At 65.2% G+C, this 24,026-nt stretch carries 25 protein-coding genes; 10 read left to right on the top strand and 15 right to left on the bottom strand.

Annotated elements, in window-relative coordinates; genetic code table 11:
- Window positions 1-51: 51 nt before the first annotated feature.
- Together BMX43_RS10485 and BMX43_RS10480 are read right to left on the bottom strand one after the other, a co-directional pair.
- The gene (locus BMX43_RS10485) at window positions 52-1,236 is read right to left on the bottom strand and encodes an OmpP1/FadL family transporter (protein WP_091301093.1); all 1,185 of its coding nucleotides are present in this window, start codon (window positions 1,234-1,236) and stop codon (window positions 52-54) included.
- A gap of 102 nt (window positions 1,237-1,338) precedes the next feature.
- A complete protein-coding gene (locus BMX43_RS10480; RefSeq protein WP_217643950.1) occupies window positions 1,339-2,235 on the bottom strand; it encodes a DMT family transporter in 897 nt (298 codons plus the stop codon).
- Window positions 2,236-2,409: 174 nt separating this feature from the next.
- Here BMX43_RS10480 and BMX43_RS10475 point away from each other — a divergent pair, with 174 nt between their 5' ends.
- Window positions 2,410-3,012 carry a nitroreductase family protein gene (locus BMX43_RS10475; protein ID WP_091301090.1) on the top strand — a complete coding sequence of 201 codons (603 nt, stop codon included), beginning with the start codon at window positions 2,410-2,412 and terminating at the stop codon, window positions 3,010-3,012.
- 42 nt (window positions 3,013-3,054) lie between these two features.
- Here BMX43_RS10475 and BMX43_RS10470 read toward each other — a convergent pair whose 3' ends face one another.
- Together BMX43_RS10470 and guaA are read right to left on the bottom strand one after the other, a co-directional pair.
- The gene (locus tag BMX43_RS10470) at window positions 3,055-3,333 is read right to left on the bottom strand and encodes a putative quinol monooxygenase (RefSeq protein ID WP_091301088.1); all 279 of its coding nucleotides are present in this window, start codon (window positions 3,331-3,333) and stop codon (window positions 3,055-3,057) included.
- Between the two features lie 94 nt (window positions 3,334-3,427).
- On the bottom strand, window positions 3,428-4,987 hold the full coding sequence (gene guaA, locus BMX43_RS10465; protein WP_091301086.1) for a glutamine-hydrolyzing GMP synthase: 1,560 nt from the start codon (window positions 4,985-4,987) through the stop codon (window positions 3,428-3,430).
- Between the two features lie 220 nt (window positions 4,988-5,207).
- On the opposite strand from guaA, the gene BMX43_RS10460 reads away from it, so the two are divergent.
- Complete coding sequence (locus tag BMX43_RS10460) at window positions 5,208-6,752, top strand: trimethylamine methyltransferase family protein (protein WP_091301083.1); 1,545 nt, start codon at window positions 5,208-5,210, stop codon at window positions 6,750-6,752.
- A gap of 69 nt (window positions 6,753-6,821) precedes the next feature.
- Here BMX43_RS10460 and BMX43_RS10455 read toward each other — a convergent pair whose 3' ends face one another.
- Window positions 6,822-7,115, bottom strand: coding sequence for a DUF6477 family protein (locus BMX43_RS10455; RefSeq protein ID WP_091301081.1), 294 nt, complete (start codon window positions 7,113-7,115; stop codon window positions 6,822-6,824).
- Window positions 7,116-7,346: 231 nt separating this feature from the next.
- Here BMX43_RS10455 and BMX43_RS10450 point away from each other — a divergent pair, with 231 nt between their 5' ends.
- Window positions 7,347-8,453, top strand: coding sequence for a DUF6456 domain-containing protein (locus BMX43_RS10450; RefSeq protein WP_091301454.1), 1,107 nt, complete (start codon window positions 7,347-7,349; stop codon window positions 8,451-8,453).
- Window positions 8,454-8,463: 10 nt separating this feature from the next.
- On the opposite strand, the gene BMX43_RS10445 is transcribed toward BMX43_RS10450, so the two are convergent.
- From BMX43_RS10445 to BMX43_RS10435, 3 genes are all read right to left on the bottom strand, one after another.
- Window positions 8,464-9,036, bottom strand: a complete 573-nt coding sequence (locus tag BMX43_RS10445; protein WP_091301452.1) for a hypothetical protein — start codon at window positions 9,034-9,036, stop codon at window positions 8,464-8,466.
- Window positions 9,037-9,224: 188 nt separating this feature from the next.
- Complete coding sequence (locus BMX43_RS10440) at window positions 9,225-9,773, bottom strand: peroxiredoxin (RefSeq protein WP_091301079.1); 549 nt, start codon at window positions 9,771-9,773, stop codon at window positions 9,225-9,227.
- A gap of 154 nt (window positions 9,774-9,927) precedes the next feature.
- Window positions 9,928-10,614, bottom strand: coding sequence for an MIP family channel protein (locus BMX43_RS10435; protein WP_091301077.1), 687 nt, complete (start codon window positions 10,612-10,614; stop codon window positions 9,928-9,930).
- 119 nt (window positions 10,615-10,733) lie between these two features.
- On the opposite strand from BMX43_RS10435, the gene lipA reads away from it, so the two are divergent.
- Complete coding sequence (gene lipA / locus BMX43_RS10430; RefSeq protein ID WP_091301075.1) at window positions 10,734-11,684, top strand: lipoyl synthase; 951 nt, start codon at window positions 10,734-10,736, stop codon at window positions 11,682-11,684.
- 59 nt (window positions 11,685-11,743) lie between these two features.
- Here lipA and BMX43_RS10425 read toward each other — a convergent pair whose 3' ends face one another.
- The 4 genes from BMX43_RS10425 to hpt all read right to left on the bottom strand — a co-directional run bounded on the left by BMX43_RS10425 (window position 11,744) and on the right by hpt (window position 13,982).
- On the bottom strand, window positions 11,744-12,634 hold the full coding sequence (locus tag BMX43_RS10425; RefSeq protein ID WP_091301073.1) for a c-type cytochrome: 891 nt from the start codon (window positions 12,632-12,634) through the stop codon (window positions 11,744-11,746).
- A gap of 153 nt (window positions 12,635-12,787) precedes the next feature.
- A complete protein-coding gene (locus tag BMX43_RS19805; protein ID WP_175482081.1) occupies window positions 12,788-12,955 on the bottom strand; it encodes a hypothetical protein in 168 nt (55 codons plus the stop codon).
- Entirely contained in the window at window positions 12,952-13,446 is a 495-nt protein-coding gene (locus BMX43_RS10415; RefSeq protein ID WP_091301069.1) for a mismatch-specific DNA-glycosylase, read from the bottom strand. Before BMX43_RS10415 ends, BMX43_RS19805 begins: the two co-directional genes overlap by 4 nt.
- Complete coding sequence (gene hpt / locus BMX43_RS10410; protein WP_091301067.1) at window positions 13,443-13,982, bottom strand: hypoxanthine phosphoribosyltransferase; 540 nt, start codon at window positions 13,980-13,982, stop codon at window positions 13,443-13,445. The genes BMX43_RS10415 and hpt overlap by 4 nt, the downstream gene beginning before the upstream one ends.
- 67 nt (window positions 13,983-14,049) lie before the next feature.
- On the opposite strand from hpt, the gene BMX43_RS10405 reads away from it, so the two are divergent.
- The gene (locus BMX43_RS10405; protein ID WP_091301065.1) at window positions 14,050-14,505 is read left to right on the top strand and encodes a type II toxin-antitoxin system RatA family toxin; all 456 of its coding nucleotides are present in this window, start codon (window positions 14,050-14,052) and stop codon (window positions 14,503-14,505) included.
- Here BMX43_RS10405 and BMX43_RS10400 read toward each other — a convergent pair.
- The 3 genes from BMX43_RS10400 to BMX43_RS10390 are packed head-to-tail and all read right to left on the bottom strand — an operon-like array spanning window position 14,484 to window position 16,581.
- Entirely contained in the window at window positions 14,484-14,966 is a 483-nt protein-coding gene (locus BMX43_RS10400; protein ID WP_091301063.1) for a CinA family protein, read from the bottom strand. The two genes, BMX43_RS10405 and BMX43_RS10400, sit on opposite strands and share 22 nt — an antisense overlap.
- A complete protein-coding gene (locus BMX43_RS10395; protein ID WP_175482080.1) occupies window positions 14,966-15,460 on the bottom strand; it encodes a phosphatidylglycerophosphatase A family protein in 495 nt (164 codons plus the stop codon). The genes BMX43_RS10400 and BMX43_RS10395 overlap by 1 nt, the downstream gene beginning before the upstream one ends.
- On the bottom strand, window positions 15,457-16,581 hold the full coding sequence (locus BMX43_RS10390; RefSeq protein WP_091301061.1) for a bifunctional 2-C-methyl-D-erythritol 4-phosphate cytidylyltransferase/2-C-methyl-D-erythritol 2,4-cyclodiphosphate synthase: 1,125 nt from the start codon (window positions 16,579-16,581) through the stop codon (window positions 15,457-15,459). Before BMX43_RS10390 ends, BMX43_RS10395 begins: the two co-directional genes overlap by 4 nt.
- Before the next feature lie 182 nt (window positions 16,582-16,763).
- Here BMX43_RS10390 and dusB point away from each other — a divergent pair, with 182 nt between their 5' ends.
- From dusB to ntrX, 5 genes are all read left to right on the top strand, one after another.
- Complete coding sequence (gene dusB, locus BMX43_RS10385; RefSeq protein WP_091301060.1) at window positions 16,764-17,744, top strand: tRNA dihydrouridine synthase DusB; 981 nt, start codon at window positions 16,764-16,766, stop codon at window positions 17,742-17,744.
- On the top strand, window positions 17,741-18,844 hold the full coding sequence (locus BMX43_RS10380; RefSeq protein WP_091301058.1) for a two-component system sensor histidine kinase NtrB: 1,104 nt from the start codon (window positions 17,741-17,743) through the stop codon (window positions 18,842-18,844). The genes dusB and BMX43_RS10380 overlap by 4 nt, the downstream gene beginning before the upstream one ends.
- Window positions 18,844-20,208, top strand: coding sequence for a response regulator (locus tag BMX43_RS10375; RefSeq protein WP_091301056.1), 1,365 nt, complete (start codon window positions 18,844-18,846; stop codon window positions 20,206-20,208). The genes BMX43_RS10380 and BMX43_RS10375 overlap by 1 nt, the downstream gene beginning before the upstream one ends.
- 95 nt (window positions 20,209-20,303) lie before the next feature.
- Window positions 20,304-22,577 carry a sensor histidine kinase NtrY-like gene (locus BMX43_RS10370; protein WP_091301054.1) on the top strand — a complete coding sequence of 758 codons (2,274 nt, stop codon included), beginning with the start codon at window positions 20,304-20,306 and terminating at the stop codon, window positions 22,575-22,577.
- A complete protein-coding gene (ntrX, locus tag BMX43_RS10365; protein ID WP_091301052.1) occupies window positions 22,574-23,980 on the top strand; it encodes a nitrogen assimilation response regulator NtrX in 1,407 nt (468 codons plus the stop codon). The genes BMX43_RS10370 and ntrX overlap by 4 nt, the downstream gene beginning before the upstream one ends.
- Window positions 23,981-24,026 lie beyond the last annotated feature (46 nt).

The raw sequence follows: 24,026 nt of genomic DNA, 5'->3' as shown, positions 1-24,026 counted from the left end.
GGCTGTGCAAAAAGGCCCCGCGCGCGGCGGGGCCCGTGTCGTGCGGCTTGTTCAGAAGGTGAAGCCTACCTTCACCCCAACGGCCACCGCGGTATTGCCCTTGAACTCGGCCCGCGCCACATCGGGCGTGCCGGTTTCAGGGAAGGAATCGCCCAGCCACAGATAGCGCACCCCGGTGGTGATCTTCATGTTGTCCTTGGTATAGACCGCTGCCAGACCCAGCCCCTTGTAGCCATTGGTCGGCGCCAGCGGCGACACCAGCTTGCCGGTGCCCGGCTCCCATGTGGCAAAGACCGAACCGGACCAGGTGTCGCTGAACTTGCGCCCCACGCCCAGGGTATAGCTGGTCGTGTCATCCAGATTGGTCAGGCTGCCGACCTTCGGGCCAAAGAACTGATCGGGGGCGATCTTGAAATCGCTCCAGTCCACCCAGCGGATCGTTCCGAAGACCAGCGTATCTTTGGCGACCCCGGTCTGGAAATCGAGGTTCACAGCCTGCGGTGTATCCACCTGCGTATTGGCGTCCAGCGTCGTCACCCCCAGCAACGCGGCAGCGCCGCCCGGCAGGGTTTCGACCGTATCAAAATTGTGCCGCACCTTGGAGAAATAGGTCAGCGCCACGCGCAGTGCGATTTCCGGCTTTTCATAGGCCGCGCCGATCACATAGCCATGGCCCCAGTCTTCCTTCAGCTCGGCCTCATAGCCATTGACCGAGTTATAGGTGGCCGGGTCCGTCGCATCGAAAGCCGGGCCATAGGCCACCCCGCTCAGCCCGACATGCCCCGAGGCCTTGGTCGCGCGCAATCCGCCATGGACCGAGATGTTGTCGTTGAACTTGTAGCGCAACAGCGCCGTCACCCCTTCGCTTTCCACTTCCGCGAAGGTGCCCCCCAGCATGTAAGACCCGGTGCCGGTGAAGCCGCTGAAAGCCGGATAATTAATATCCGCCCCATAGGCGTGATCATAGATCACTGCCGCCGAAAGCTTTTCGTTGATCTGGTATTTCAGCGCCAGTCCCGGCAGCGTGTGATCCCCTGCAACCGCACCCGAAGCGGTGGCATAAGGTGTAAGATCGGTGCCCGAAACGCTTGGGTTGATTTCCCCGAAGCCCAGCTCGACATAGTTGCCTTTTTCAAACAGGATTCCAATCGGTTGCCCTGATCTGTCAATGCCGCCAGCCTGTGCCGATCCGGCAGCAAGCAGCAGCACGCCGCAAAGCGACGATGCGTGTTTCATCTCTCCATCCCCGTAAATTCAGTCCACGATGCCGGGCTATTGCTGTCCGGTTCACCCAAGCCTAGGCGCCGCTTGACCTGCGGGTCAATCTCTGACGCGGCGTCACGATTTCAAGCTGTCCTGCGCTGCAGCATGACGACGGTTCTCGGCGCGGATGTTCATCCAGTTTGCGAGGAAAATGATGCAACCACCCAGCAGAACACGAAAATCCAACGACTCTCCATAAAGCGCCATGCCCACAAGGGCGATCAGCGGCAGGCGCGCAAAGTCGATCGGCACCACGACCGAGGCCGAAGCCAGCGACAGCGCCTTGGTCAGGCACAGATGCGCGATCACCCCGGCGGCGCCGATCAGGCCCAGCCAGGGCAGCGTGGCCGCGCTTGGCAAGGCGATACGACCATCGAAGCCCGCAGCGGCCAGCCCCAGCGCGCCCTGCATCAGCGTCAGCCAGAACAGGATCGACACGATGCTTTCCCCGCGCGTCAGCGCCTTGGTCAGGATGATCGAGGTGGCAAAGCACACCGCCGATGCCAGCGCCGCCAGCAGCGCCGGGTCCAGCGCCCCGAAATTGGGCCGTGCCACGATCATCGCGCCCCCGAACCCCGTAAGCGCGGCCAGAACCCGCACCCGCGTCAGCCTTTCGCCCAGAAACAGCGGCGACAGCAGGATCACCCAGATCGGCGAGGTGAATTCCAGTGCGAACAACTGCGCCAGCGGCAGCGTGGCCAGCGCCCAGAACCACAGGTTCTGCCCGGCGAAATGCGCCGTGTTGCGCAACAGGTGCTGGCCCAGCCGTCGGCTCTGCACCTCGCCCAGCCGCCCCAGCGCCGCCGCCACCGCGACAACCAGCCCAAACCCGACCACCGACCGCCACAGCATGATCTCGAACGTGTCATGCAGCCCCACGACCGCCCGCCCGGCCACCGCCATGGCGGTAAAGGACAGGATCGAGCCGATCATCCACAAGGCGGCGGCAAGCGGGCGGTGGGTCTGGGGCATGGCGGCTCTCGTGACGGCTTCTTGTCGCGCGGCAGTGAGCCTGCGCCGCGCCGGATTGTCCAGCCTTCAGCGCCGGTTGTGCATCTGCGCATGGCCGCTCTGCCGCTCTGCGCAGTTGTTGCCGGAACAAAAGAAGTTATCTGCTCAAGCAAAGTTTCTCGGAAAGGCGATCCCATGAATGCTCCGCTCAAGACCCCGCGCACCCCCCTGCACCCGGTGGACCCGCTGTTCCTGAACCGCTGGTCAAGCCGGGCCTTCGCGACCGACGCGATCACCGAGACCGAGCTTCTGTCGCTGATCGAGGCTGCCCGCTGGGCGCCTTCGGCAAGCAACCTGCAACCCTGGCGTTTTGCTTACGCCCTGCGCGGCGACGCGGGTTTCGCTGCGCTGGCGGCAACCTTGGCAGCGGGCAACGCGCTGTGGGCACCGCAGGCCGCAGCGCTGGTCGCCATCGCGTCGAAGGAAACCATGCTGCCCGCCGGGGCCGAGGCCGAGGTGGTCAACCCCGCCCATGCCTTCGATGCCGGGGCGGCCTGGGTCAGCCTGGCCTATCAGGCGCACCATTCGGGCTGGGTGGCCCACGCTATGGGCGGCTTTGATCGCGTGGCCGCGGCCGAGGCGCTGCACCTGCCGGCGGGCCATGTCCTCCATGCGGTGATCGCCATCGGGCGGCGCGGTGATGCGGCGGTGCTGCCCGAAGCGCTTCAGGCGCGCGAACAGCCCAGCCAGCGCCTGCCGCTGGACCGGATCGCCACGCGCGGCCAGTTCCCGGCGTAACCACAGGCGAGGGGCCGTGCCAAAGCGCGGCCTCACCCGCCGTCAGTCGCCGATGTCCTCGATGCGGAAATCGCGCAAGATGCCCCGCGTGGCGGTGAACCAGTCACTGTCGCGGGTGCGCGCCTGATGGGCGTCAAAGGCGGCGCGGTCGCGGAACGCCTCCATCACTTCCCAGATCAGCGGGTCATCGGTCGGCGTGACCTCGAAGGTCAGGCAGCCCGGTTCGGCGCGGGTCAGGCTTGTATGCACCGCGATATGCGCCGCAACGGCGGCGGCTTCCGCCGCCGTCATGCAGATCATCTGCCCGCGCAGCCGGATCATCCGCGCCCCCGGATTTTCTGCGAAAATCCGCAGAACCGAGTTTTCTGCGAAAACTCGGGCCACAGATCTTTCGCAGAAAGATCGGTGCGCTGGGTCATTCCAGCTCGATCGTGCCCGGCGGCTTCGACGTGCAGTCGTAGAACACGCGGTTCACGCCCTTCACCTCGTTGATGATCCGCGTCACCGTCTCGCCCATGAACTCATGGGTGAACGGATAGTAATCTGCCGTCATGCCATCAACCGAAGTCACCGCGCGCAGGCCCACCGCAAAGTCATAGGTGCGCCCGTCGCCCATCACGCCCACGGTGCGCATCGGCAGGATCGCCGCGAAGGCTTGCCAGATTTCATCATACAGCCCGTGCTTGCGGATCTGGTCGATATAGACGGCATCGGCATGGCGCAGGATGTCCAGCTTTTCGCGGGTGATCTCGCCGGGGCAGCGGATCGCCAGACCGGGGCCGGGGAAGGGGTGGCGGCGGATGAAATGTTCCGGCAGGCCCAGCTCGCGCCCCAGCGCGCGCACTTCGTCCTTGAACAGCTCGCGCAGCGGTTCCACCAGCTTCATGCCCATCTTTTCGGGCAGGCCGCCGACATTGTGGTGCGATTTGATGGTGACCGACGGCCCGCCCGCGAAAGAGACGCTTTCGATCACATCGGGATAAAGCGTGCCCTGCGCCAGAAACTCGGCGCCGCCAATGGCCTTGGCGTGCTTGTCGAACACGTCGATGAACAGCTTGCCGATGGTCTTGCGCTTGACCTCGGGGTCGGACACGCCTTCCAGCGCGCCGAGGAACAGATCGCTTTCATCGGCATGGATCAGCGGCAGGTTATAGGCCTCGCGGAACATCTTCACGACTTCCTGCGCCTCGTTCAGCCGCAGCAGGCCATGATCGACGAAAACGCAGGTCAGTTGCGCGCCGATCGCCTCGTGAATCAGGATCGCCGCGACAGAGCTGTCCACGCCGCCCGACAGCGCGCAGATCACCTTTTTGTCGCCCACCTGTTCGCGGATCTTGGCAATGGCATCCTCGCGGTAGGAGGCCATGGTCCAATCACCCTTGAAGCCTGCCAGCTTCACGAAATTCTCGTAGAGCTTGGCGCCCTTGGGGGTGTGATGCACCTCGGGGTGGAACTGCACGGCATAGAAATTGCGCGACGGATCGGCGGTGATGGCAAACGGCGCGTTGGGCGAGGTGCCGAACACCTGAAACCCCGGCGCGATCTTCGACACATGGTCGCCATGGCTCATCCAGACCTGCTCGGTCCCGGATTCGAACCAGCCGTCCAGCAGCGGCAGCCGTTCCGCGGTGGGGGTGACATAGGCGCGGCCGAATTCGGCGGTGCCATGCCCACCTTCGACATGCCCGCCAAGGCAATGCATCATCACCTGCTGGCCATAGCAGATGCCCAGAATCGGCACGCCCAGATCGAACACGCCCGCCGGTGGCATCGGCGCCCCCTCGGCATAGACCGAGGCCGGCCCGCCCGAGAAGATGACCGCCCGGGGCGCGAAGTCCTTCAGGAAGGCCGCGTCCACTTTGTTGAACGGATGGATTTCGCAATAGACTTTCAGCTCGCGCAGGCGCCGTGCGATCAGCTGTGTGACCTGGCTGCCGAAGTCGATGATGAGGAGGCGATCATGGGCGTGTGTCATGGTCGCGCATTAGCTTTGCACAGCCGGAATCGCAAGTAGAAAGCGGCGTGCCGCCGGGGGTTTCACACCCCCGGACCCCCGTGGAGTATTTGGACCAGAGTGAAGGGGCATATGTCGTTTTTCGGCGTCAGGTGACGCAATCAGGGGGCGGGGCGGGGCGCAAAACCGGCATACAGGGGCAAAGATCAGGCGCCCGTGCGGCGGTTTCGGAGGATGAGCGATGAGCGATGTGGCAATGGCCGGGCGGCGGGCGCGGGGCGGCGGGGCGGCACGGCGGGCCGAGCGCACGGCGGTGTCGCTCGATACCGCGAAATTCATCACCCGCAACATTCCGAATTTCGAGATCCTGAACGAAGAAGCGCTTCAGATCATCGAATGGAACGCGGAAACGGTTCTGGAAGAGGTCGGCGTCAACTTTCTTGAAAATCCCGGCGCGCTGGCGCTGTGGCGCGCCGCAGGTGCCGATGTGCGCGGCGAGCGGGTGCATATCCCGCGCGGGCTGGCGCGCAAGCTGTGTGCCACCGCGCCGCGCAGCTTTACCCAGGCCGCCCGCAACCCGGAGCGGAACGTGGAAATCGGCGGTCGCAATCTGGTGCTGGCGCCGGTTTACGGCCCGCCCTTCGTGCGCGACCGGGAAGGCGGGCGCCGCTATGCCACGATGGCGGATTTCAAGAATTTCGTGAAGCTGGGCTATATGTCGAAATGGCTGCACCATTCCGGCGGCACGGTGTGCGAGCCGACCGATGTGGCGGTGAACAAGCGCCATCTCGACATGCTGCACGCGCACATGACGTTGAGCGACAAGCCCTTCATGGGCTCGGTCACCGAGCCGGTGCGCGCGGCGGATTCGGTTGAAATGGCCAAGCTGCTGTTCGGCGCCGATTTCGTCGATCAGAACGTGGTGATGACCTCGCTCATCAACATCAACAGCCCGCTGACCTTCGATTCGACGATGATGGGCGCGCTGGAGGTTTATGCCAAGGCCGGGCAGGCGGCGATCATCAGCCCCTTCATCGTCGGCGGCGCGATGGCGCCGGTGACGGTGGCGGGCACGCTGACGCAAGTGCTGGCCGAGGTGCTGGCCGGTGTGGCCTATAGTCAACTGGTGCGCCCCGGCGCGCCGGTGATCTTTGGTGCATTTGTTACCTCGATCGACATGAACTCGGGCGCGCCGACCTTTGGCACGCCGGAGGCTGCGCATATCACCTATGGCGCCGGGCAGTTGGCGCGGCGGCTGGGGCTGCCCTATCGCAGCGGCGGGGCGTTCTGCGGCTCGAAACTGCCGGATGCACAGGCGGCTTACGAGACGGCGAACAGCCTGAACATGGCGCTGCTGGCCGGGGTGAACTTCATGCTGCACGCCTGTGGCTGGCTGGAGGGTGGTCTGGTCTCCAGCTACGAGAAATTCGTGATGGATGCCGATCAGCTCGGCACGCTGCATCACCTCGCCAAAGGCATTGCGGTGGACGAGAACGGGCAGGGCATGGATGCAATCCGCGAGGTCGGCCCCGGCGGCCATTACCTCGGCTGCGCCCATACCCAGGCCAATTTCAAGACCGCGTTCTGGCGCAGCGACCTGCTGGATTACAAACCGTTCGAGACCTGGGATGAAGAGGGCGCCCGCGACACCGAGGCGCTGGCCGCCGAACGGGTGAAAAAGCAGCTCGCCGACTATCAGGCCCCGGCGCTGGATGAAGGCATCCGCGAGTCGCTGGATGACTATGTGGCGCGCAAGAAGGCGGCAGAGCCGGATGCCTTCATCTGATTGATGCCGCATCGGAAACGGAAAGGGCCGCCCCTGGGGCGGCCCTTTTGCATTGGCGGAACCGGGGGCTCAGGCCGGTTGTTGCCCGCGCGGCAACAGACGCAATTCGCTGATCAGCGCGATCAGCACCTCGATATGGCGGTTGAGCGAATAGCTGGCATCGCCGATGCGGCGGGTTTCCTCCAGCCGCTCTTCCTCGGCGATCAGGCGGGGCAGCGACTTCTCGGGGCCAGAGGGGCATTCGCCGTTCAACACCCGCTTCAGATCACGGTCGCGGCGAAAATCCTCCACCCCGAAGCGGGCGGCGCGCAGCAGCAGGCACGGGCGGCGCAGGTCGGCAAGAAGGCTGCGAAAATCGGTCATTTCTGGTCTCCCCTAAGCGATGGGGAAACAATGCCACAGCGCAACCTTGCGTTGCGTCCGGCTGCGTTTCAGCGCGCGATGCTGCAGCAGTTGTTTAGGTTTTAGAAACAATTATCGGCCTCAAGCCTGAGGGAACGCAGTTGTTAACGCTCAGGTAACCAATGCTACCCACGGTTGCTTTTGTCCAATTCTGGGGAAGGCGACCGGGGCATGGCCGCAGGACGTGAAATGATGGAACCGAATCTCAGCGCGAGTGTCACTTTGCCGGCATGGTTGCCGGATGCCGTCAGGCTGTATCTCGATCACACCGAAGAGGGACTGTCGCTGCGCGAACTGGCCCGGCGCGAGGGGCTCGCCGCCTCGACCGTGCTGCGTCAGGTCCGCCGCTACGAGGCGCGCCGCGACGATCCGCTGGTGGACGAGGCGCTGGCGGCGCTGGCCCGCGCGCAGGGCACGGCCCCCACCCCCGACGACCCCGACAGAAAGGACGCCCCGAGCATGACAGCCCCGTTGCGCAGCACCCCGATCACGCTGGATGACGACAGCATCGCCCGCGAGGGCCGCCGCATCCTGCGCCGCATGGCCGAACCGGGGGCGGTGATGGCGATTGCCCCCGACATGGAAAAGGCCGCCGTGCTGCGGACAGGCTCGGATGGCTCCATGACGCAAACCGCCGTGCTGGATCGCGGCGTGGCGCAGGCCTTTGCGCTGAAAGACTGGATCACCTGCCTCAAACCGGGGCGACCGGCCACCTATGCGATCACCGCCGCCGGGCGGGCCGCGCTCAAACGCATGGTCGAGGAGGAAGACCGCCGCCGCATGGCGCATCACACGGCCTGCGGCATGGCCGAAGCCCCCGCCGCCTTCACCGGGCCGGAGCGCTGGTCCGACCGGGCAGATGACGGCGCGCGGCGGATGCGCCATGCGGTCAGCGAAAGCCCGGTCGCCGTGCTGGCCCGGCGCCGCGACAAGGAGGGCAATGTGTTTCTGGAACCGGATCTGCTGCGCGCCGCCGAACGCCTGCACGAAGATTACGAACTGGCGCAGATCGGTGCGCGCGGGGCGCCGAACTGGGACAGTTTCCTGACCGGCGGCGCGGCACCGCTGCCCGCCAGCGGCTCGGCCCGGGATCGGGTGGCGGTCGCCTTGCGCGATCTGGGGCCGGGGCTGGGCGACATCCTGCTGCGCGTCTGCTGCTATCAGGAAGGGTTGGAGATCGCGGAAAAGCGCATGGGTTGGGCCGCGCGGTCGGGCAAGATCGTGCTGCGCATCGCCTTGCAGCGGCTGCGGCGGCATTATGATGAAACCTATGGCCGCACCGGGCCGCTGATCGGATAGGCCGATCAGGTTACAGGTGCGGCAGGCTGCCCAGCATCAGCCCAAGTGACAGCGCCCCCAGCCACAGGGCTGCGATGCGGCGAAACAGCGGCGCCGTCTGCCGCGCCGGGCAATCGGATCGCCCGGCGATACAGGCCCCCAGCGCCGCCCAGACCGCCGCGACGCTCACCACCAGCGCCGCAAACAACCCCGCCCGCAGCGCCAGTCCGGCCCCCGGCAGCAGCACCAGCCCGACGATCAGTGCCTTGGGGTTCAGCAGCGTGGTCACGAACACCCGCCCCGCCGTGACCTGCGGCGCGGCCCCGGCTTCGGGCAGGCGCCACATCTTCACGGCCAACCCCATCACCCACAGCGCCGCCATCCCGCCGATCACCGGTTTCAGAACGGGCAGGGCGGTCAGCAGCGCCTGACCGGCCAGCGCCAGCGGCACCACCACCAGCAGATAGGCCAGCACCTCGAACGGGATCAGTGGCAGCGCCCCGCGCCAGCCGCGTTCGGTGCCCGCCACGGCGAGCAGCGTATTGGTCGGCCCCGGCGTCAGCAGCAGGACCAGCAGCGCGAAAGCCAGTTCCGTCAGGGGCATCATCTCTCCTTGGCAGCAGGCGTTGGGGGCAGCAGGCGATGGATCGCCCGGCAGCATGGCGCGCGCCTTGATGCAGATCAATGAATTGCTGCGCCTGCACAGAGTTCTCCACAGAAAACTGCCCTGCAAATGAAACGGGGCCGGGCCTGCGCCGGCCCGGCCCCATCTTTCTGCCTGCAATCGCAGCGTCAGGCGGCCTGCGCCTTGGAAGCCTCGATCAGCCAACCCAGCACGGTTTCCGGCGACGACACGCCGTAAGGGTCTTCGCCATGGTTGTCGGCCAGACCCGGTTCCTCGAACCACGCCTCCACCACGCCGTCGTTGATCACGGCGGCATAGCGCCAGCTGCGCAGCCCGAAGCCCAGATTGTCCTTGCGCACCAGCATCCCGACGCGCCGGGTGAACTCGCCCGATCCATCCGGGATGACCTGCACGTTTTCAAGACCTTGCGCCTTGGCCCACTGGTTCATCACAAAGCTGTCGTTCACCGACAGGCAATAGATCGTGTCGATCCCCAGCGCCGCGAAATCGCCGAACCCCTTTTCAAAGCCCGGAAGCTGATAGGTCGAACAGGTGGGGGTAAAGGCGCCGGGCAGGGCGAACAGCACCACGCGCTTGCCGCCGAAATAATCCTCGGTGGTCATGTCCTGCCAGCGATAGGGGTTGGGCCCGCCCACGGCTTCGTCGCGCACGCGGGTGTGGAAGGTGACAGAGGGCAGCTTGGAGCCGGGAAGCATGAGGAGGATCCTTCTTCAGAGCCACTTGGACTCGTTCTAAAACGATGCCTCCGGGCTATCGCGCCGCGCTGCAGCGGTCAAGGCGCCGCGCCGCAGCAGATCCGCGCCCCGGACAGGCTGCGCAATTATTGCGCAGCCTGATCGCGTGGGCGCCTCAATCCTCGGCGCGGGTCAGGCCTGCCGCATACAGCAATCCGGCCAGTGCCCCGCCCGCCAGCGGCGCCACAATGAACACCCAAAGCTGCGCCATCGCCTGCCCACCCACGATCAGCGCCGGGCCGAAGCTGCGCGCCGGGTTGACCGAAACGCCGGTGACGTTGATGCCCACAAGGTGAATCGCCGCCAGCGTCAACCCGATCGCAAGGCCCGCAAAGCCCGGCGCCGCCTCCGGGCCGGTCGCGCCCAGAATCACCGTGACGAACAGGAACGTCATCACCGCTTCAAAGATCAGCGCCGCAGTCAGGCTGTATTCGCCCAGATAGCCCGGCCCAAAGCCGTTCTGCCCCAGCCCGTTGCCCGCCAGCGTGTAATCCGCCTTGCCGCTGGCAATGGCAAACAGCACCAGCGCGCCCAGCACGGCGCCCACACATTGCGCTACCGCATAGCCGATGAACTCGGCCACCGACATCCGTCCGGCCAGCACCATGCCCAGCGAAACGGCCGGGTTCAGATGCGCCCCCGAAATCGCGCCCAACCCATAGGCCGCCGCCACAATCGCCAGCCCGAAGGCCAGCGCGATGCCGGTCATGCCGATCTGCGCCCCCATCAGCACCGCTGCCCCGCAGCCGAACAGCACAAGGATCAATGTCCCCAGCGCTTCGGCGATCAATTTCTTTGTCATCACTCAAACTCCTGCACATGTCCCGAAGACCGCCCGCGCGCCTTTCCAGCGCTGCGGTTGCCAGTCCCCGGGAAAAAGCCTATGTCAGAAGGGAACGTGCCGTCAGGGGGAAATTTGCGATGCGTGACCTCAAGATTCCCGATCAGCGTCACCCTGAAAAGGCGCACCGCCCCGATCAGGAACAGCCGAAGAAGCCGTCCTGGATCCGCGTCAAGGCGCCGACCTCGCAGGGCTACAAGGACACGCGCGAGATTCTGAAATCGAACAAGCTGGTCACAGTTTGCGAAGAGGCCGGCTGCCCGAATGTCGGCGAATGCTGGAGCCAGGGCCACGCCACCATGATGATCATGGGCGACATCTGCACCCGCGGCTGTTCCTTCTGCAACATTGCCACCGGCAAGCCCGACACGCTGGACGCCTTTGAACCCGGTCGCGTCGCCCATGCGGTGCAGACGCTGGGGTTGAAGCATGTCGTCATCACCTCGGTGGACCGTGACGATCTGGAGGATGGCGGGGCCGAGCATTTCGCCCAGACCATCCGCGCCATCCGCCACCGCGCGCCCGACACCACGATTGAAATCCTCACCCCCGATTTCCTGAAATGCGCCCCCGCCGCGCTGGAAAAGGTGGTCGAGGCGCGGCCTGACGTGTTCAACCACAACCTTGAAACCGTGCCCGGCCTCTACCCGACCGTGCGCCCCGGCGCGCGCTATTTCCACTCGCTGCGCCTGTTGCAGCGGGTCAAGGAACTCGATCCGACCATGTTCACCAAATCCGGCATCATGGTGGGCCTTGGCGAAGATGCGCAATCGGTGCGGCAGGTGATGGATGACATGCGCGCGGCGGATGTCGATTTCCTGACCATCGGCCAATATCTGCAACCAACGCCGAAGCATCACCGGGTGGACCGTTTCGTGACGCCCGAGGAATTTGCCGCCTACGAAAAAGCCGCCTATGGCAAGGGCTTCCACATGGTTTCGGCCACGCCGCTCACCCGGTCGAGCTATCATGCGGGCGACGATTTCGCCCGCCTGCGCGCCGCACGGATGGAAAAGCTGGGGCGCGGCTGAAAAACCTGGATCGGGGGCTTTGCCCCCGAACCCCCAGAGTATTTTTGCCAGGATGAAGACTATTCGCTGGGATTTACCTTCTTGAGGTAGGCCGCCACAGCCTGCGCTTCGGATTCCGGCAACCGCGCGAAGTTTTCCACCACATGCGCCATATGGCCGCCCACGCTGTCGAACTCCGGCGTGAATCCGGTGGTCAGATAGGCGGCGATGTCGGCTTCGCTCCAGTCCAGTTTCGCGGGGGTGAGGTTGGGAATGGTGCCCTTGCCACTGGGATTGGGCGCGCCCGCCAGCCAGCGCGTGGTCTGCAAGCCCCCCAGCGCATTGCGCGGCGTGTGGCATTCGCCGCAATGCGCCAGCGCCTCGGCCAGATAGCGACCGCGTTCTTCCTGCGCCGTCAGATCGCCCGTCACCCCCCAGCCCTCGGTCAGGAACAGCAGCTTCCAGCCGCCAAGCGCGCGGCGGATGTTGAAGGGAAAGCCCACCTCATGCGCCATGCTCGGTGTCGGGTCGGGCGGCAGCGTGTCCATGAAGGCCTTCAGATCGGCCAGATCCTGCATCGCCATCTTTGCATAGGCCGCATAGGGGAAGGCGGGGTAAAGATGGTCGCCCTCGGGCGAAATGCCGCGCTGCACCGCATTGGCAAATTGCGCCAGGCTCCACCCGCCGATTCCCTGCTGCGGATCGGGCGAGATATTGGGGGCGATGAAGGTGCCGAACGCCGTGGTAAACCGCTGCCCGCCCGACAGCACCCGCTGCGCCGCCCCCGACGCCTCGGGTGCCATGTGGCATGACGCACAGCCCGCCGCCCAGAACACCGCCTCGCCCTTCACCGCGTCGCCGCTCAGCCCCGCCGTCGCCTCGGGCGGCAGTGGCTGCGGCGCCGTCATCCACCAGCCAAATCCGCCGCAAAGGGCCGCGAGCAGAAGCAGGCTGGGAAGCAGGCGCGGCATGGGCAGACCTCTGGCAAGGGATTCTGCCGCCAGTCTGCCAGAAAGCGGCAGGGGCGTCTTGCGGGATGCACAGGGGGTGGACTTCTGTCTGAACACCCGGTGTACAGGGGGTGTACGCAAAGTGTACGCAAAATGGACGCGCTGTGCCGGGGGTCAGGGTCGGCGCGGCAGCCGGTTGACGGTCAGCCAGTCGGGCCAGCCCCAAAGGTATTCGGCCCCCGCCAGCGCCAGACAGACCAGCACCACGCCGACCACCAGCTTCACCCGCCCCCAGCTTGGCGGGTGGCGCGCCCAGCGGGCCATGCGGATCAGCCAGATCATCCGCGCCGCCAATCGGCAAGCGCCTGCCACGGGCCAAGCTGAAAATGCCCCCGCGCGCTGCCCGAAGGCGACGGCAGCGCCCAAATCTCCAGCCCCGGCAGGCGCGCATCGGCGGGCTGCAGACCGGGCCGCAGATAGGCGTTGCCAAGCGCCAGCCGCGCGGCGGTCAGGCTGGTGAAGGCCAGGGCGCGCGGGCGGTATTGGTTGATCTTCTGCATAAGTCCTTCAGGATCATAGGCTTGCGCCGGGATCTTCGCATCTGTCCCCGAGGCGGTCTTGGCCAGATCGGTCAGCCCCAAACCGAAATCGGGCAGCAGATGGTCGTCCTCTGGCATCAGGCGGCGCGGCGTCAGCCCGGTTTCGGCCAGCAGCGGCCAGAACCGATTGCCCGGCCCGGCATAATACAACCCGCGCTTGGCCGAAACCGGGCCAGCCGCCGTGCCGCAGAACACGATGTCCAGCCCGGGGCGCAGGCGGTCCGGCAGGATCATGCGAGGAAACGCACCTTGCCGATATAGGGCAGGTTGCGGTTGCGCTGTGCGAAGTCGATGCCGTAACCCACGACAAACTCATCAGGAATCTCGAATCCCGTCCATGTCGCGCGAATATCCACCTCGCGCCGCGACGGTTTGTCCAGCAGGGCGCAGACCTCCAGCCGCTTCGGCCCCCGCGCGCGCAGCAAGTGCAGCACATGGCTCAGCGTAAATCCGGTATCGACGATGTCTTCCACCACCAGCACGTCGCGCCCGGCAATTTCACCGCGCAAGTCCTTGAGAATACGGACTTCCCGGCTGGAATGGGTGGCGTCGCCATAGCTTGACGCCTCCAGAAAATCCACCTCGACCGGCAGATCCAGCTCGCGCACCAGATCGGCAATGAACACGAAAGACCCGCGCAGCAGCCCCACCACCACCAGCTTGTCGGTGCCGCGGAAATGTGCGGTGATCTCGCGCGCCAGTGCCTCCACCCGCGCGGCAATCGCCTTGGCCGAGATCATCTGGTCGATCACATAGGGGTTTTGTGTCATGTCCGGCCCTTGATTTCCTTGCCCGTTTTACCCAATACCGAAAGCGAAGTCACGCCGGGAAGAAGCCATGCCCACCCATCACGAGAAGCGCGTTCTGCCCTATACGGCGCAGCAGATGTATGACCTCGTGGCGGATGTCGCCTCCTATCCGAAATTCCTGCCCTGGACGGCGGCGGCGCGCATCCGTTCGCGCACGCCGATCGAGGGGGGCGAGGTGATGGAGGCCGATCTGGTGATCAGCTTCAAGGTGTTCCGTGAACGCTTCGGCAGCCGGGTGACGCTGTACCCAGAGCGCTTCAAGATCGACACGGAATATATTGATGGGCCTTTCAAATTCATGAAAAGCACCTGGGGATTCCGCGATGTTGAAGGCGGATGCGAGGTGGAGTTTTTCGTGGATTTCGAGTTTCGCAACGCCATCCTGCAAGGCATCATCGGCGTGGTGTTCAACGAGGCGATGCTGCGCGTGGTGCGCGCTTTTGAACGGCGCGCGGCAGAGCTTTATACGCCCGTGCCGCGCTGAAGTGCCGTAGCCAGCAGGCGCAGCGCGTGGTCGCGGCTGGCGGCGCGCACGCCCGCGCGGCCTATGGCGCCAAATTCCACGGTTTCACAAAGGGTTGTGCGGCCTTCCTGTGCCAACCCGAAGCAGACGCGGCCTTCCGGTTTGTGCTCTGATCCGCCCGGTCCGGCGATGCCGGTGACCGAAACCGCCAACCCGGCGCGTGATCGGGCCCGCGCGCCCTCGGCCATTTCGCGGGCGACCTCTTCCGAAACTGCGCCATGGGCATCCAGCGTCTCTACCCGCACCCCCAGCATGTCCTGTTTGGCGGCGTTGGAATAGGTGACGAAGCCGCGGTCGAACACCGCAGAAGACCCGGCAATATCGGTCAGCGCCGCGGCGATCATGCCACCGGTGCAGCTTTCTGCGGTGGCAATCATCACACCAGATTTCTTTGCCAGATCAATGAGTTCTGAAACATTCATCACATGAAGACTCCATGCGCGATGCCTGCGGCGACCATGGTTGCCAGCCCGGCGAACAGCCCGGCCCAAAGGTCATCCAGCATCACGCCCGCCGCATCGCCGCGCCGGTCGGCGCGGCCGACCAGCCAGGGTTTCCAGATGTCGAACAGGCGGAAAAACAGGAAGGCCGCGACCCAACCGGGATAGGCGACCACCGCCCAATCCTCCAGCCCGCGATGCCAGAAGGCGGCGGCGGGGAACAGCAGGGCCAGCCATTGGCCCGCCACTTCGTCGATCACAATCTCCGACGGGTCTTCACCGGGCCGGTCGGCCAAGGCGATGCGGCACACGAGGAATCCGAGACAAGTGACTGCAATCGTTGCGATAACCAGCGCCGGAAAGCCCAGATACCTGTCAATCGCCACGCCCAGCACAATTGCCCCGGCAGAGCCCCAGGTGCCCGGCGCCGGGCGCAGCAGGCCCAGCCCGAAAAAGGTGGTCAGCGCGCGGATCATGGGCGCACCAGCGTTGCGGTGGCCAACGCCGCGATGCCTTCCTCGCGCCCGGTGAAGCCCAGCCGTTCCGAGGTGGTGGCCTTCACGCTGACCCGTTCGACCGCAACCCCCATGATGGTGGCCAGCGCCTGCCGCATCAGCTCGGCATGGGGGCCGATCTTGGGGCGTTCGCAGATCAGCGTCACGTCGCAGTTCATCAGCGCGAACCCCATTTCCCGTGCCATATCAATGGCATGTTGCAGGAAGATGTGGCTTGCGGCCCCCTTCCATTGTGGATCGGAGGGCGGGAAGTGCCGCCCGATATCACCCATCGCCAGCGCGCCATAGATCGCGTCGGTCAGCGCGTGCATCCCCACATCTGCGTCGGAATGGCCCAGCAGCGCCTTGCCATGCGGCACTTTCACGCCACAGAGCCAGACATGATCGCCCTCGGTGAAGGCGTGAACGTCAAAGCCGTTGCCAAGCCGGATATCCATGCGGGCGCCTTTCAGAATCGCTTCCGCACGGGCGAAATCGCCGGGGAAGGTGAGTTTCAGGTTGGTTTCTTCACCGGGAACAATCGCCACGGGCAGGCCGGCGGCCATCGCCACCTCCACATCATCCGCCGCATCGCCGACAAAGGCGCGGTGGGCGGCAAGAATCCCTGTAAAACGAAAGCCTTGCGGGGTTTGCGCCCGCCACAGACCTTCGCGCGATTGCGTGCCGATGACCCGCCCCTCGGCCCCTTTCCACAGCGCGTCGGTGACCGCGAGCGCCGGGGCGGCGGCGGGGGATGTCTCCAGCGCATCAACAATCCGGGCGATCTGTGCCGGGCTGACCAGCGGGCGGGCGCCGTCATGGATCAGCACCTTGTCCACGCCGCTTTCCGCCAGAGATTCCAGCGCGTTGCGCACAGATTGGGCGCGTGTCGCACCGCCCGTCACGATCTCGACCCCCGGGGCCAGGGCGTTGGCGCGCGCGCGGTCATCGGGATGGATGACCAGCACCCGGCGCAGTCCGGCAAAGGCGTCAAGCGTGTGGGCAAGAACAGGACGCCCCGCAAGGCTTTGCCATTGCTTGGGGATTTCGCCTCCGGCACGGGTGCCCCGGCCTGCGGCGACGATGATGGCGGCTGTCGTCATGGCCCTCTCCTTGGCCGACTGCATAGGCCATGAGTTGCGGCATGACAATGCGGTGGCAGAGAGGGACGAAATTGCCTAATATTTGTGCGATGATTGCATGGCGCACAGAAAATCGGCGACTTGTCGTTGTAACGTCATGCTGTCAGGGTTAGTTGCTGAATAATCAGACAAGGACCGCGCAAGTGCCTTTGAAATTGGCCGACATCTCTCTGGAGCCCCCGGTGCTGCTGGCGCCGCTGGCGGGAATCACCGACCTGCCGTTTCGCAGGCTGGTGGGGGCGTTCGGGGCGGGGCTGGTGGTCAGCGAGATGGTCGCAAGCCAGGAGGTGGTGCAGGCGCGCCCCTTGGCACGGGCGCGGGCCGAACTGGGCTTTGGCGAGGCGGCAACCAGCGTGCAACTGGCGGGGCGCGAGCCCTACTGGATGGCCGAGGCCGCGAAATATGTGGCAGGCCAGGGCGCACAAGTGATTGATATCAATATGGGTTGCCCGGCCAAGAAGGTGACCAACGGCTATTCCGGTTCGGCGCTGATGAAGGATCTGGACCATGCGCTGACGCTGATCGAGGCGGTGGTGGGCGCGGTGGATGTGCCAGTCACGCTGAAGACGCGGCTGGGCTGGGATGATGCCCTGATGAACGCCGCCGATCTGGCGTGGCGGGCGGAAGGCGCGGGGGTGAGGATGATCACCATCCACGGGCGCACGCGCTGCCAGTTCTACAAGGGGCAGGCGGATTGGGCGGCGATCCGGGCGGTGAAGGATGCGGTTTCGGTGCCGGTCATCGCCAATGGCGACGTGACGGATGCGGGTTCGGCCGCCGAGGCGCTGCGTCTGTCGGGCGCCGATGGCGTGATGATCGGGCGCGGGGCGCAGGGGCGGCCCTGGGTTCTGGCGCAGGTGGCGGCAGCGCTGTACGGCAGGCCCGCGCCGGTGGTGCCGCAGGGTGATGCGCTGGCCGATCTGGTGGTGGGACATTACGAAGAAATGCTGGGATTCTATGGGCTTGAGCTGGGGCTGAAGGTCGCGCGCAAGCATCTGGGCTGGTATCTGGAAACCGCCGGGCTGGAGGCCCATCGCGGCCCGATCCTGACGGGCGACAGCCCGGCGCAGGTGATCGCGGCGCTGCGCCGGGCCTTTGGTGCCCAGGAAAGGGTTGCGGCATGAAGGGCTTTCGCCAACCCTACCCGGTGCCGGGCGTCATCTGGGCTTCGCTGCCGATCCCGGCGCTGTTGATCGACGAGACCGGGCATATTCTGGAAACCAATCCGGCGGCAGAGCTGTTTCTGAACGCCTCGTCGCGCAACCTGAAGGGGCAGCCGGTGTTCGACCGGGTGCATATCAATGCCGAGATGGACGAGGCCTGCGCCCGCGCGCGCGCCAACCAGTCAGCGCTGTTCATCAACGATGTCGATGTCACCAACGGGGAAAAGCCGCCGATCCAGTGCACGGTGCAGGTGGCCCCGATGGCTGATAACCCCGATGTGCTGATGCTGCTGATGACCCCGCGCGAGATTGCCGACCGGCTGAACCGCGCCGGGGCGGCGAAAACGGCGGCGAAATCGGCGATCGGCATGGCGGAAATGCTGGCGCATGAGATCAAGAACCCGCTGGCGGGCATCGCCGGGGCGGCGCAACTGCTGTCGATGGGGCTTGGCCCCGAGGATCGCGAGTTGACCGAGCTGATCGTCGAGGAAACCCGCCGCATCGTGAAGCTGCTGGAACAGGTGGAACAATTCGGCAATCTGCGCCCGCCAGAGCGCCGCGCGGTGAACATCCACGACGCGCTGGACCGGGCGCGCAAATCGGCGCTGGTGGGCTTTGCCGCGCGGATGAAGATCGTCGAGGAATACGACCCCTCGCTGCCGCCGACCTTTGCCGACCCCGATCAGCTGATGCAGGTGTTCCTGAACCTCATCAAGAACGCGGCGGAAGCGGCGGGCGAGAAGGGCGGCACGATCAAGCTGCGTACCCGCTATGACCTGTCGCTGCGGCTGCGGCGCAAGGATGGCACGGGCAAAGCCCTGCCGTTGCAGATCGAGATCATCGACGATGGCCCCGGCCTGCCGCCCGGCATTGCCGACGAGATTTTCGAGCCCTTCGTCTCGGGCAAGGAAAACGGCACGGGGCTGGGCCTCGCGCTGGTGAGCAAGATCATCACCGAACATGACGGATGGATCTCCGTCGACTCGGTGCCCGGACGCACGGTGTTCCGGGTATCGCTGCCCGTGGCGCCACGGGAGTTGCAGAAGAAGGAAGCTGAGTGATGGATGGCACGGTTCTGGTCGCAGATGACGACCGCACGATCCGCACGGTGCTGACGCAGGCGCTGACCCGGGCGGGATGCAAGGTTCATGCCACATCGTCGCTCGTGACGCTGATGCGCTGGGTCGAAGAGGGCAAGGGCGATCTGGTGATTTCCGATGTCATCATGCCGGATGGCAACGGGCTGGAGGCGCTGCCCAAGATCAGCCAGATGCGGCCCGGCCTGCCGGTGATCGTGATCTCGGCGCAGAATACCATCATGACGGCGATTCAGGCGGCCGAGGCGGAGGCGTTCGACTATCTGCCCAAGCCCTTCGATCTGCCCGACCTGATGAAGCGGTCCGCGCGGGCACTGGATATGAAGCGACGCGCGCCCAAGGCTGTGGCGACCCCGCGCGAGGCGGGCGATGATCTGCCGCTGGTGGGGCGCACCCCGGCGATGCAGGCGCTGTATCGGCTGGTGGCGCGGGTGATGAACACCGATCTGGCGGTGCTGATCACCGGCGAAAGCGGCACCGGCAAATCGCTGATCGCCCGCGCGATCCATGATTTTTCCGACCGGCGCACCATGCCCTTCATCGTGGCACAGGCTGCCGATCTGCAGGGGATGGATGGGCCTTCGGCGCTGCTGGCCAAGGCGCGCGGTGGGTCGCTGGTGTTTGACGAGGTGGCCGATCTGGATGACGAGGCGCAGGCGCGCATCGTGCGGATGCTGGACATGCTGGGCGACAATGCGCCGCGCATCATGGCCACGAGCCAGAGCGATCTGGCAGCAAGGATGGAGGGCGGGGCCTTCCGGCAGGATCTGTTCTACCGTCTGGGCGGTGTCACGCTGCATGTGCCCAGCCTGCGCGAGCGGGTGGATGACATTCCGCTGCTGGCCGAACACTTCCTCGCCAAGGGCGAGCGCGATTTCGGCACGGTGCGCCGTCTGTCACCCGATGCGCGCGAACTGGTGCGCGCCTATAGCTGGCCGGGCAATGTGCGGCAGCTGGAAAACACGCTGAAGCGGCTGATGGTCACCTCGTCGGAACCGGAAATCAGCCGGACCGAGGTAGAGGCCGCCCTTGGCAGCCAGCCGCTGCCCGAGCCGATGAAGGGCGTGGGCGAGAGCGACAAATTGTCCGCCTCGGTCGCGCGGCACCTGAAGCGGTATTTCGATCTGCATGGCGGGCAATTGCCGCCTGCCGGGGTCTATAACCGTATTCTGCGCGAGGTTGAGGCGCCGCTGATCGAAATCGCGCTGGATGCGACGGGCGGCAATCAGGCCAAATGTGCCGATCTGTTGGGGATCAACCGCAATACCTTGCGCAAGAAGATCACCGAGCTGGATATTCGCGTGACACGGCGCCGCAAGTTGATGTAAAACCGCAACAGAGAGCGTGTCTTTGGGGCCATCCCCGATTCAGGCCGCTTGTATGTCGGCGGGGCAACAGTCCCCGGTTGCGGGGGAGTTTGCATTTGCGGGCGGCGGCGCGAAGCTCGATCTGGCTGGACCGTCTGGCCAAGCTGCAGCGTCAGCGCCGGGTGCAGACAGCGCTGACTTTTGCGCTGGTGGTGCTGGGGCCGGTGCTGGTGGTGGCGACGCTGCTGATGCTGGGGCCGCTGGAAAACGGTGCAAGCTCCACGCAGTTGCGCGTCATCCTGCTGACGGATTTCGTCTATGTGCTGCTGGTGGCGGCACTGGTGCTGATCCGCGTGCTGCGCATGGTGGCCGACCGGCGGCGCGATTCTGCCGGGTCGAAGCTGCATTTGCGGCTGACCGGGGTTTTCACGCTGGTTGCGCTGACACCGACGATCCTTGTGGCGGTGTTTGCCGTGCTGACGGTGAATGTCGGGTTGGAGGGCTGGTTTTCCGACCGGGTGCAGCGCGTGGTTGGCGCCTCGCTGGCCGCAGCTGAGGCCTATGAAAGCGAGCACCGTGAAGACCTGACCAAAGATACCCGGGCCTTCGCCGCCTATCTGAACGTCGCCAAGCGATCGACCTTCTTTCTGGATGACGGCCAGTTGCGCCCGCTGCTGACGCAGGCGCAGGGCCGCATCCAGCGCGGGCTGCGCGAGGCGTTCCTGATCGACGGCGGCGGCGAATTGCGCACACGGGGCGACAAATCCTATCTGTTCGATTTCGAGAAACCTTCCGCCGAACAACTGGCGCAGGCGCAGGCGGGTGAGGTCGTCATCATTCAGGACTGGGCAAGTAACGAGTTTCGCGCGCTGGTGAAGCTGGATGCCTATGCCGACCGTTATCTTTATGTCTCGCGCGAGGTGGACGGGTCTTTGCTGGGCCTGCTGGACGAGACGAAAGAGACGGTGCGCCTGTATCAGCAGGTCGAACAGGCGCGCGGGCGGCTGCTGTTCGAATTCGGGCTGCTGTATCTGGGCTTTGCGCTGATCCTGATCCTCGCCGCCGTCTGGTTGGGCCTGTGGTTCGCCGAACGGCTGAGCCGCCCGGTGGGCCGTCTGGCCTCGGCGGCGCAGCGGGTGGGCGATGGCGATCTGGATGTGCAGGTGCCGGAAGAAGACGGCGATGACGAGATCGCCATGCTGGGCCGCATCTTCAACAAGATGACCCGTCAGTTGAAGGGCCAGCGGGCCGAGCTGGTGGAGACCAACCGTCAGACCGAACGGCAGCGGCGTCTGTTCGATTCCGTGCTGTCTTCGGTGACGGCGGGGGTGATCGGGCTGGATGCCGAGGGCGAGGTGGATTTCGTCAACCGCGCGGCAGAGCGGTTGCTGGATTACGCCGAGGGCCGGGCCGATGTGCCACTGGCTGTGGCGGTGCCGGAATTCGCAGCCCTGTTCGAGCGGTTGCGGCAGGGCGGTGGCGTGGCCGTGCAGGAAGAAATCCGCCTGACGCGCAAGGGCCGGATGGAAAGCCTGCTGGTGCGGATGAGCGGACGGACCTCCAGCTCGGGCCGGCTGGAGGGGTATGTGGTGGCGTTCGACGATGTAACCGACCTCGTGTCGGCGCAGCGGATGGCGGCCTGGGGCGATGTGGCGCGGCGCATCGCACATGAGATCAAGAACCCGCTGACCCCGATCCAGCTTTCGGCCGAACGCATCAAGCGCAAGTTCCGCCGCGAAGTGGCCGAACCGGCAGAACTGGAACAACTGGCCGATGTGATCGTGCGCCAGACCAATGACCTGCGCCGCATCGTGGACGAATTTTCGAAATTCGCGCGGATGCCCGAACCCGACCGGCGCGAGACCGATCTGGCGAAACTGCTGCGTGAGGCGGTGGTGTTGCAGGATGTCGGATTGCCGGACGTGCGGCTTGTCGCCGATCTGCCGGATCAGCCCTTGCTGATGGATCTGGATGCCACGATGATCGGGCAGGCGCTGACCAATCTGATCAAGAATGCGGGCGAAGCGATCGAAGGGCTGATCGAAAAGGGCGCACCATCGGGGTTCCAGCCAGAGATTCGCATCTGGTGCGAGGTCGGGCCGCAGGATGTGCTGATCGCCATTGCTGATAACGGGATCGGCCTGCCGCCCGACAGGGCGCGGCTGTTCGAGCCCTATGTGACGACCCGCGAAAAGGGCACGGGCCTCGGCCTGCCCATCGTGAAGAAGATCATCGAGGAACATGGCGGGTCGCTCGTGCTGACCGACGCGCCGGTGTTTGAAGGTAACGCCCATGCCGGGGCGCTGGCAGAGATCCATCTGCCACGCGCGCAACGCATCACGCGACCGCGGGGCAAAGTGGCAGGCGCAGGAGGCCAAGGGGACGCATGAGCAGCATTCTCATTGTCGATGACGAGCGCGATATCCGGGAACTGATCGGGGATATCCTGCAGGACGAGGGGTTTCAGATCCGGCTGGCCGCCAATGCGGACGAGTGCATTGCGGCGATCAACGCCGAACAGCCCGCGCTGATGATCCTGGACATCTGGCTGAAGGACAGCCGGATGGACGGGATCGACATCCTGAAAACCGTGAAGCGCGATAACCCGGATGTGCCGGTTGTCATCATTTCGGGCCATGGCAATATTGAAATCGCGGTCGCGGCGATCAAGCAGGGGGCTTACGATTTCATCGAAAAGCCGTTCAATATTGATCAGCTGATGGTGGTGGTCAGCCGCGCGATGGAAACCTCGCGGCTGCGGCGGGAAAACAGCGAGTTGCGGCGGCGCGATGTCTCCTCGTCGGAAATGCTGGGCAATTCACCGGCCTTTCGCGGGCTGAAAGCGCAACTGGACAAGGTGACCAAATCCAATGGCCGCGTGATGCTGACCGGGCCTGCCGGATCGGGCAAGGAACTGGCGGCGCGCTTCATCCATACCCATTCCAACCGGGCTTCGGCGCCGTTCATTTCTGTCTCCTCCGCAACGATCGAGCCGGAGCGGATGGAGGAAGTGCTGTTCGGGCGCGAAACGCCGGAGCGGGGGGTGGAGCCCGGTCTGCTGGAACAGGCGCATGGCGGCGTGGTCTATTTCGACGAAGTGGCCGACATGCCGCTGGGCACGCAATCAAAAATCCTGCGCGTGCTGGTGGAACAGCAATTCACCCGCGCGGGCGGCCAAGACAAGGTGCGCGTCGATCTGCGGGTGATTTCGTCCACCACCCGCGATCTGCGCGCCGAAATCGCAGCGGGCCGCTTCCGGCAGGAGCTGTATGACCGGCTGAACGTTGTGCCGATTGCCGTGCCCAGCCTTGAGGAACGGCGCGAGGACATCCCGGAGCTCACCTGCCATTTCATCGAGATGTTCCACCGCACGCAGGGCCTGCCGCTGCGCAAGCTGACCCCGGATGCCGAGGCGATGCTGCAGACAATGCAATGGCCGGGCAATGTACGCCAGTTGCGCAACGTGATTGAGCGGGTGCTGATCCTTGGCGACGGCACCGGCCCGATCGAGGCGAAGGAACTGCCGGGGCAGGACAGTGCGGGCGGTGAAGAGGGGCGGCTGGTGATCGGCGGCGCCTTGGCCACGCTGCCGCTGCGCGAGGCGCGCGAGTTGTTCGAAAAGGAATATCTGCTGACCCAGATCAACCGTTTCGGTGGCAATATCAGCCGCACCGCCAATTTCGTGGGGATGGAACGGAGCGCGCTGCACCGCAAGCTGAAGAGCTTGGGGGTTGTCACCGGCGCCAAGGGGCGTGGCGCGGGCGAGGTGGAGGACGACGACGGCGAGGAGTGAGGGGGGCCTGATCTTTCCCCATATCCGCCGCAATTTCGGCAACCCT

Origin of the sequence: Gemmobacter aquatilis, from assembly GCF_900110025.1 — a bacterium.
In the GTDB taxonomy this organism is placed as follows: domain Bacteria; phylum Pseudomonadota; class Alphaproteobacteria; order Rhodobacterales; family Rhodobacteraceae; genus Gemmobacter; species Gemmobacter aquatilis.
This window is presented reverse-complemented; position numbering and strand designations above follow the sequence as displayed.

What these genes read in the sequence shown, in the direction of transcription:
- BMX43_RS10485 (WP_091301093.1), bottom strand. Translation starts at nt 1,236, where the DNA reads ATGAAACACGCATCGTCGCTTTGCGGCGTGCTGCTGCTTGCTGCCGGA.
- BMX43_RS10480 (WP_217643950.1), bottom strand. Translation starts at nt 2,235, where the DNA reads ATGCCCCAGACCCACCGCCCGCTTGCCGCCGCCTTGTGGATGATCGGC.
- BMX43_RS10475 (WP_091301090.1), top strand. Translation starts at nt 2,410, where the DNA reads ATGAATGCTCCGCTCAAGACCCCGCGCACCCCCCTGCACCCGGTGGAC.
- BMX43_RS10470 (WP_091301088.1), bottom strand. Translation starts at nt 3,333, where the DNA reads ATGATCCGGCTGCGCGGGCAGATGATCTGCATGACGGCGGCGGAAGCC.
- guaA (WP_091301086.1), bottom strand. Translation starts at nt 4,987, where the DNA reads ATGACACACGCCCATGATCGCCTCCTCATCATCGACTTCGGCAGCCAG.
- BMX43_RS10460 (WP_091301083.1), top strand. Translation starts at nt 5,208, where the DNA reads ATGAGCGATGTGGCAATGGCCGGGCGGCGGGCGCGGGGCGGCGGGGCG.
- BMX43_RS10455 (WP_091301081.1), bottom strand. Translation starts at nt 7,115, where the DNA reads ATGACCGATTTTCGCAGCCTTCTTGCCGACCTGCGCCGCCCGTGCCTG.
- BMX43_RS10450 (WP_091301454.1), top strand. Translation starts at nt 7,347, where the DNA reads ATGGAACCGAATCTCAGCGCGAGTGTCACTTTGCCGGCATGGTTGCCG.
- BMX43_RS10445 (WP_091301452.1), bottom strand. Translation starts at nt 9,036, where the DNA reads ATGCCCCTGACGGAACTGGCTTTCGCGCTGCTGGTCCTGCTGCTGACG.
- BMX43_RS10440 (WP_091301079.1), bottom strand. Translation starts at nt 9,773, where the DNA reads ATGCTTCCCGGCTCCAAGCTGCCCTCTGTCACCTTCCACACCCGCGTG.
- BMX43_RS10435 (WP_091301077.1), bottom strand. Translation starts at nt 10,614, where the DNA reads ATGACAAAGAAATTGATCGCCGAAGCGCTGGGGACATTGATCCTTGTG.
- lipA (WP_091301075.1), top strand. Translation starts at nt 10,734, where the DNA reads ATGCGTGACCTCAAGATTCCCGATCAGCGTCACCCTGAAAAGGCGCAC.
- BMX43_RS10425 (WP_091301073.1), bottom strand. Translation starts at nt 12,634, where the DNA reads ATGCCGCGCCTGCTTCCCAGCCTGCTTCTGCTCGCGGCCCTTTGCGGC.
- BMX43_RS19805 (WP_175482081.1), bottom strand. Translation starts at nt 12,955, where the DNA reads ATGATCTGGCTGATCCGCATGGCCCGCTGGGCGCGCCACCCGCCAAGC.
- BMX43_RS10415 (WP_091301069.1), bottom strand. Translation starts at nt 13,446, where the DNA reads ATGATCCTGCCGGACCGCCTGCGCCCCGGGCTGGACATCGTGTTCTGC.
- hpt (WP_091301067.1), bottom strand. Translation starts at nt 13,982, where the DNA reads ATGACACAAAACCCCTATGTGATCGACCAGATGATCTCGGCCAAGGCG.
- BMX43_RS10405 (WP_091301065.1), top strand. Translation starts at nt 14,050, where the DNA reads ATGCCCACCCATCACGAGAAGCGCGTTCTGCCCTATACGGCGCAGCAG.
- BMX43_RS10400 (WP_091301063.1), bottom strand. Translation starts at nt 14,966, where the DNA reads ATGAATGTTTCAGAACTCATTGATCTGGCAAAGAAATCTGGTGTGATG.
- BMX43_RS10395 (WP_175482080.1), bottom strand. Translation starts at nt 15,460, where the DNA reads ATGATCCGCGCGCTGACCACCTTTTTCGGGCTGGGCCTGCTGCGCCCG.
- BMX43_RS10390 (WP_091301061.1), bottom strand. Translation starts at nt 16,581, where the DNA reads ATGACGACAGCCGCCATCATCGTCGCCGCAGGCCGGGGCACCCGTGCC.
- BMX43_RS10380 (WP_091301058.1), top strand. Translation starts at nt 17,741, where the DNA reads ATGAAGGGCTTTCGCCAACCCTACCCGGTGCCGGGCGTCATCTGGGCT.
- BMX43_RS10375 (WP_091301056.1), top strand. Translation starts at nt 18,844, where the DNA reads ATGGATGGCACGGTTCTGGTCGCAGATGACGACCGCACGATCCGCACG.
- ntrX (WP_091301052.1), top strand. Translation starts at nt 22,574, where the DNA reads ATGAGCAGCATTCTCATTGTCGATGACGAGCGCGATATCCGGGAACTG.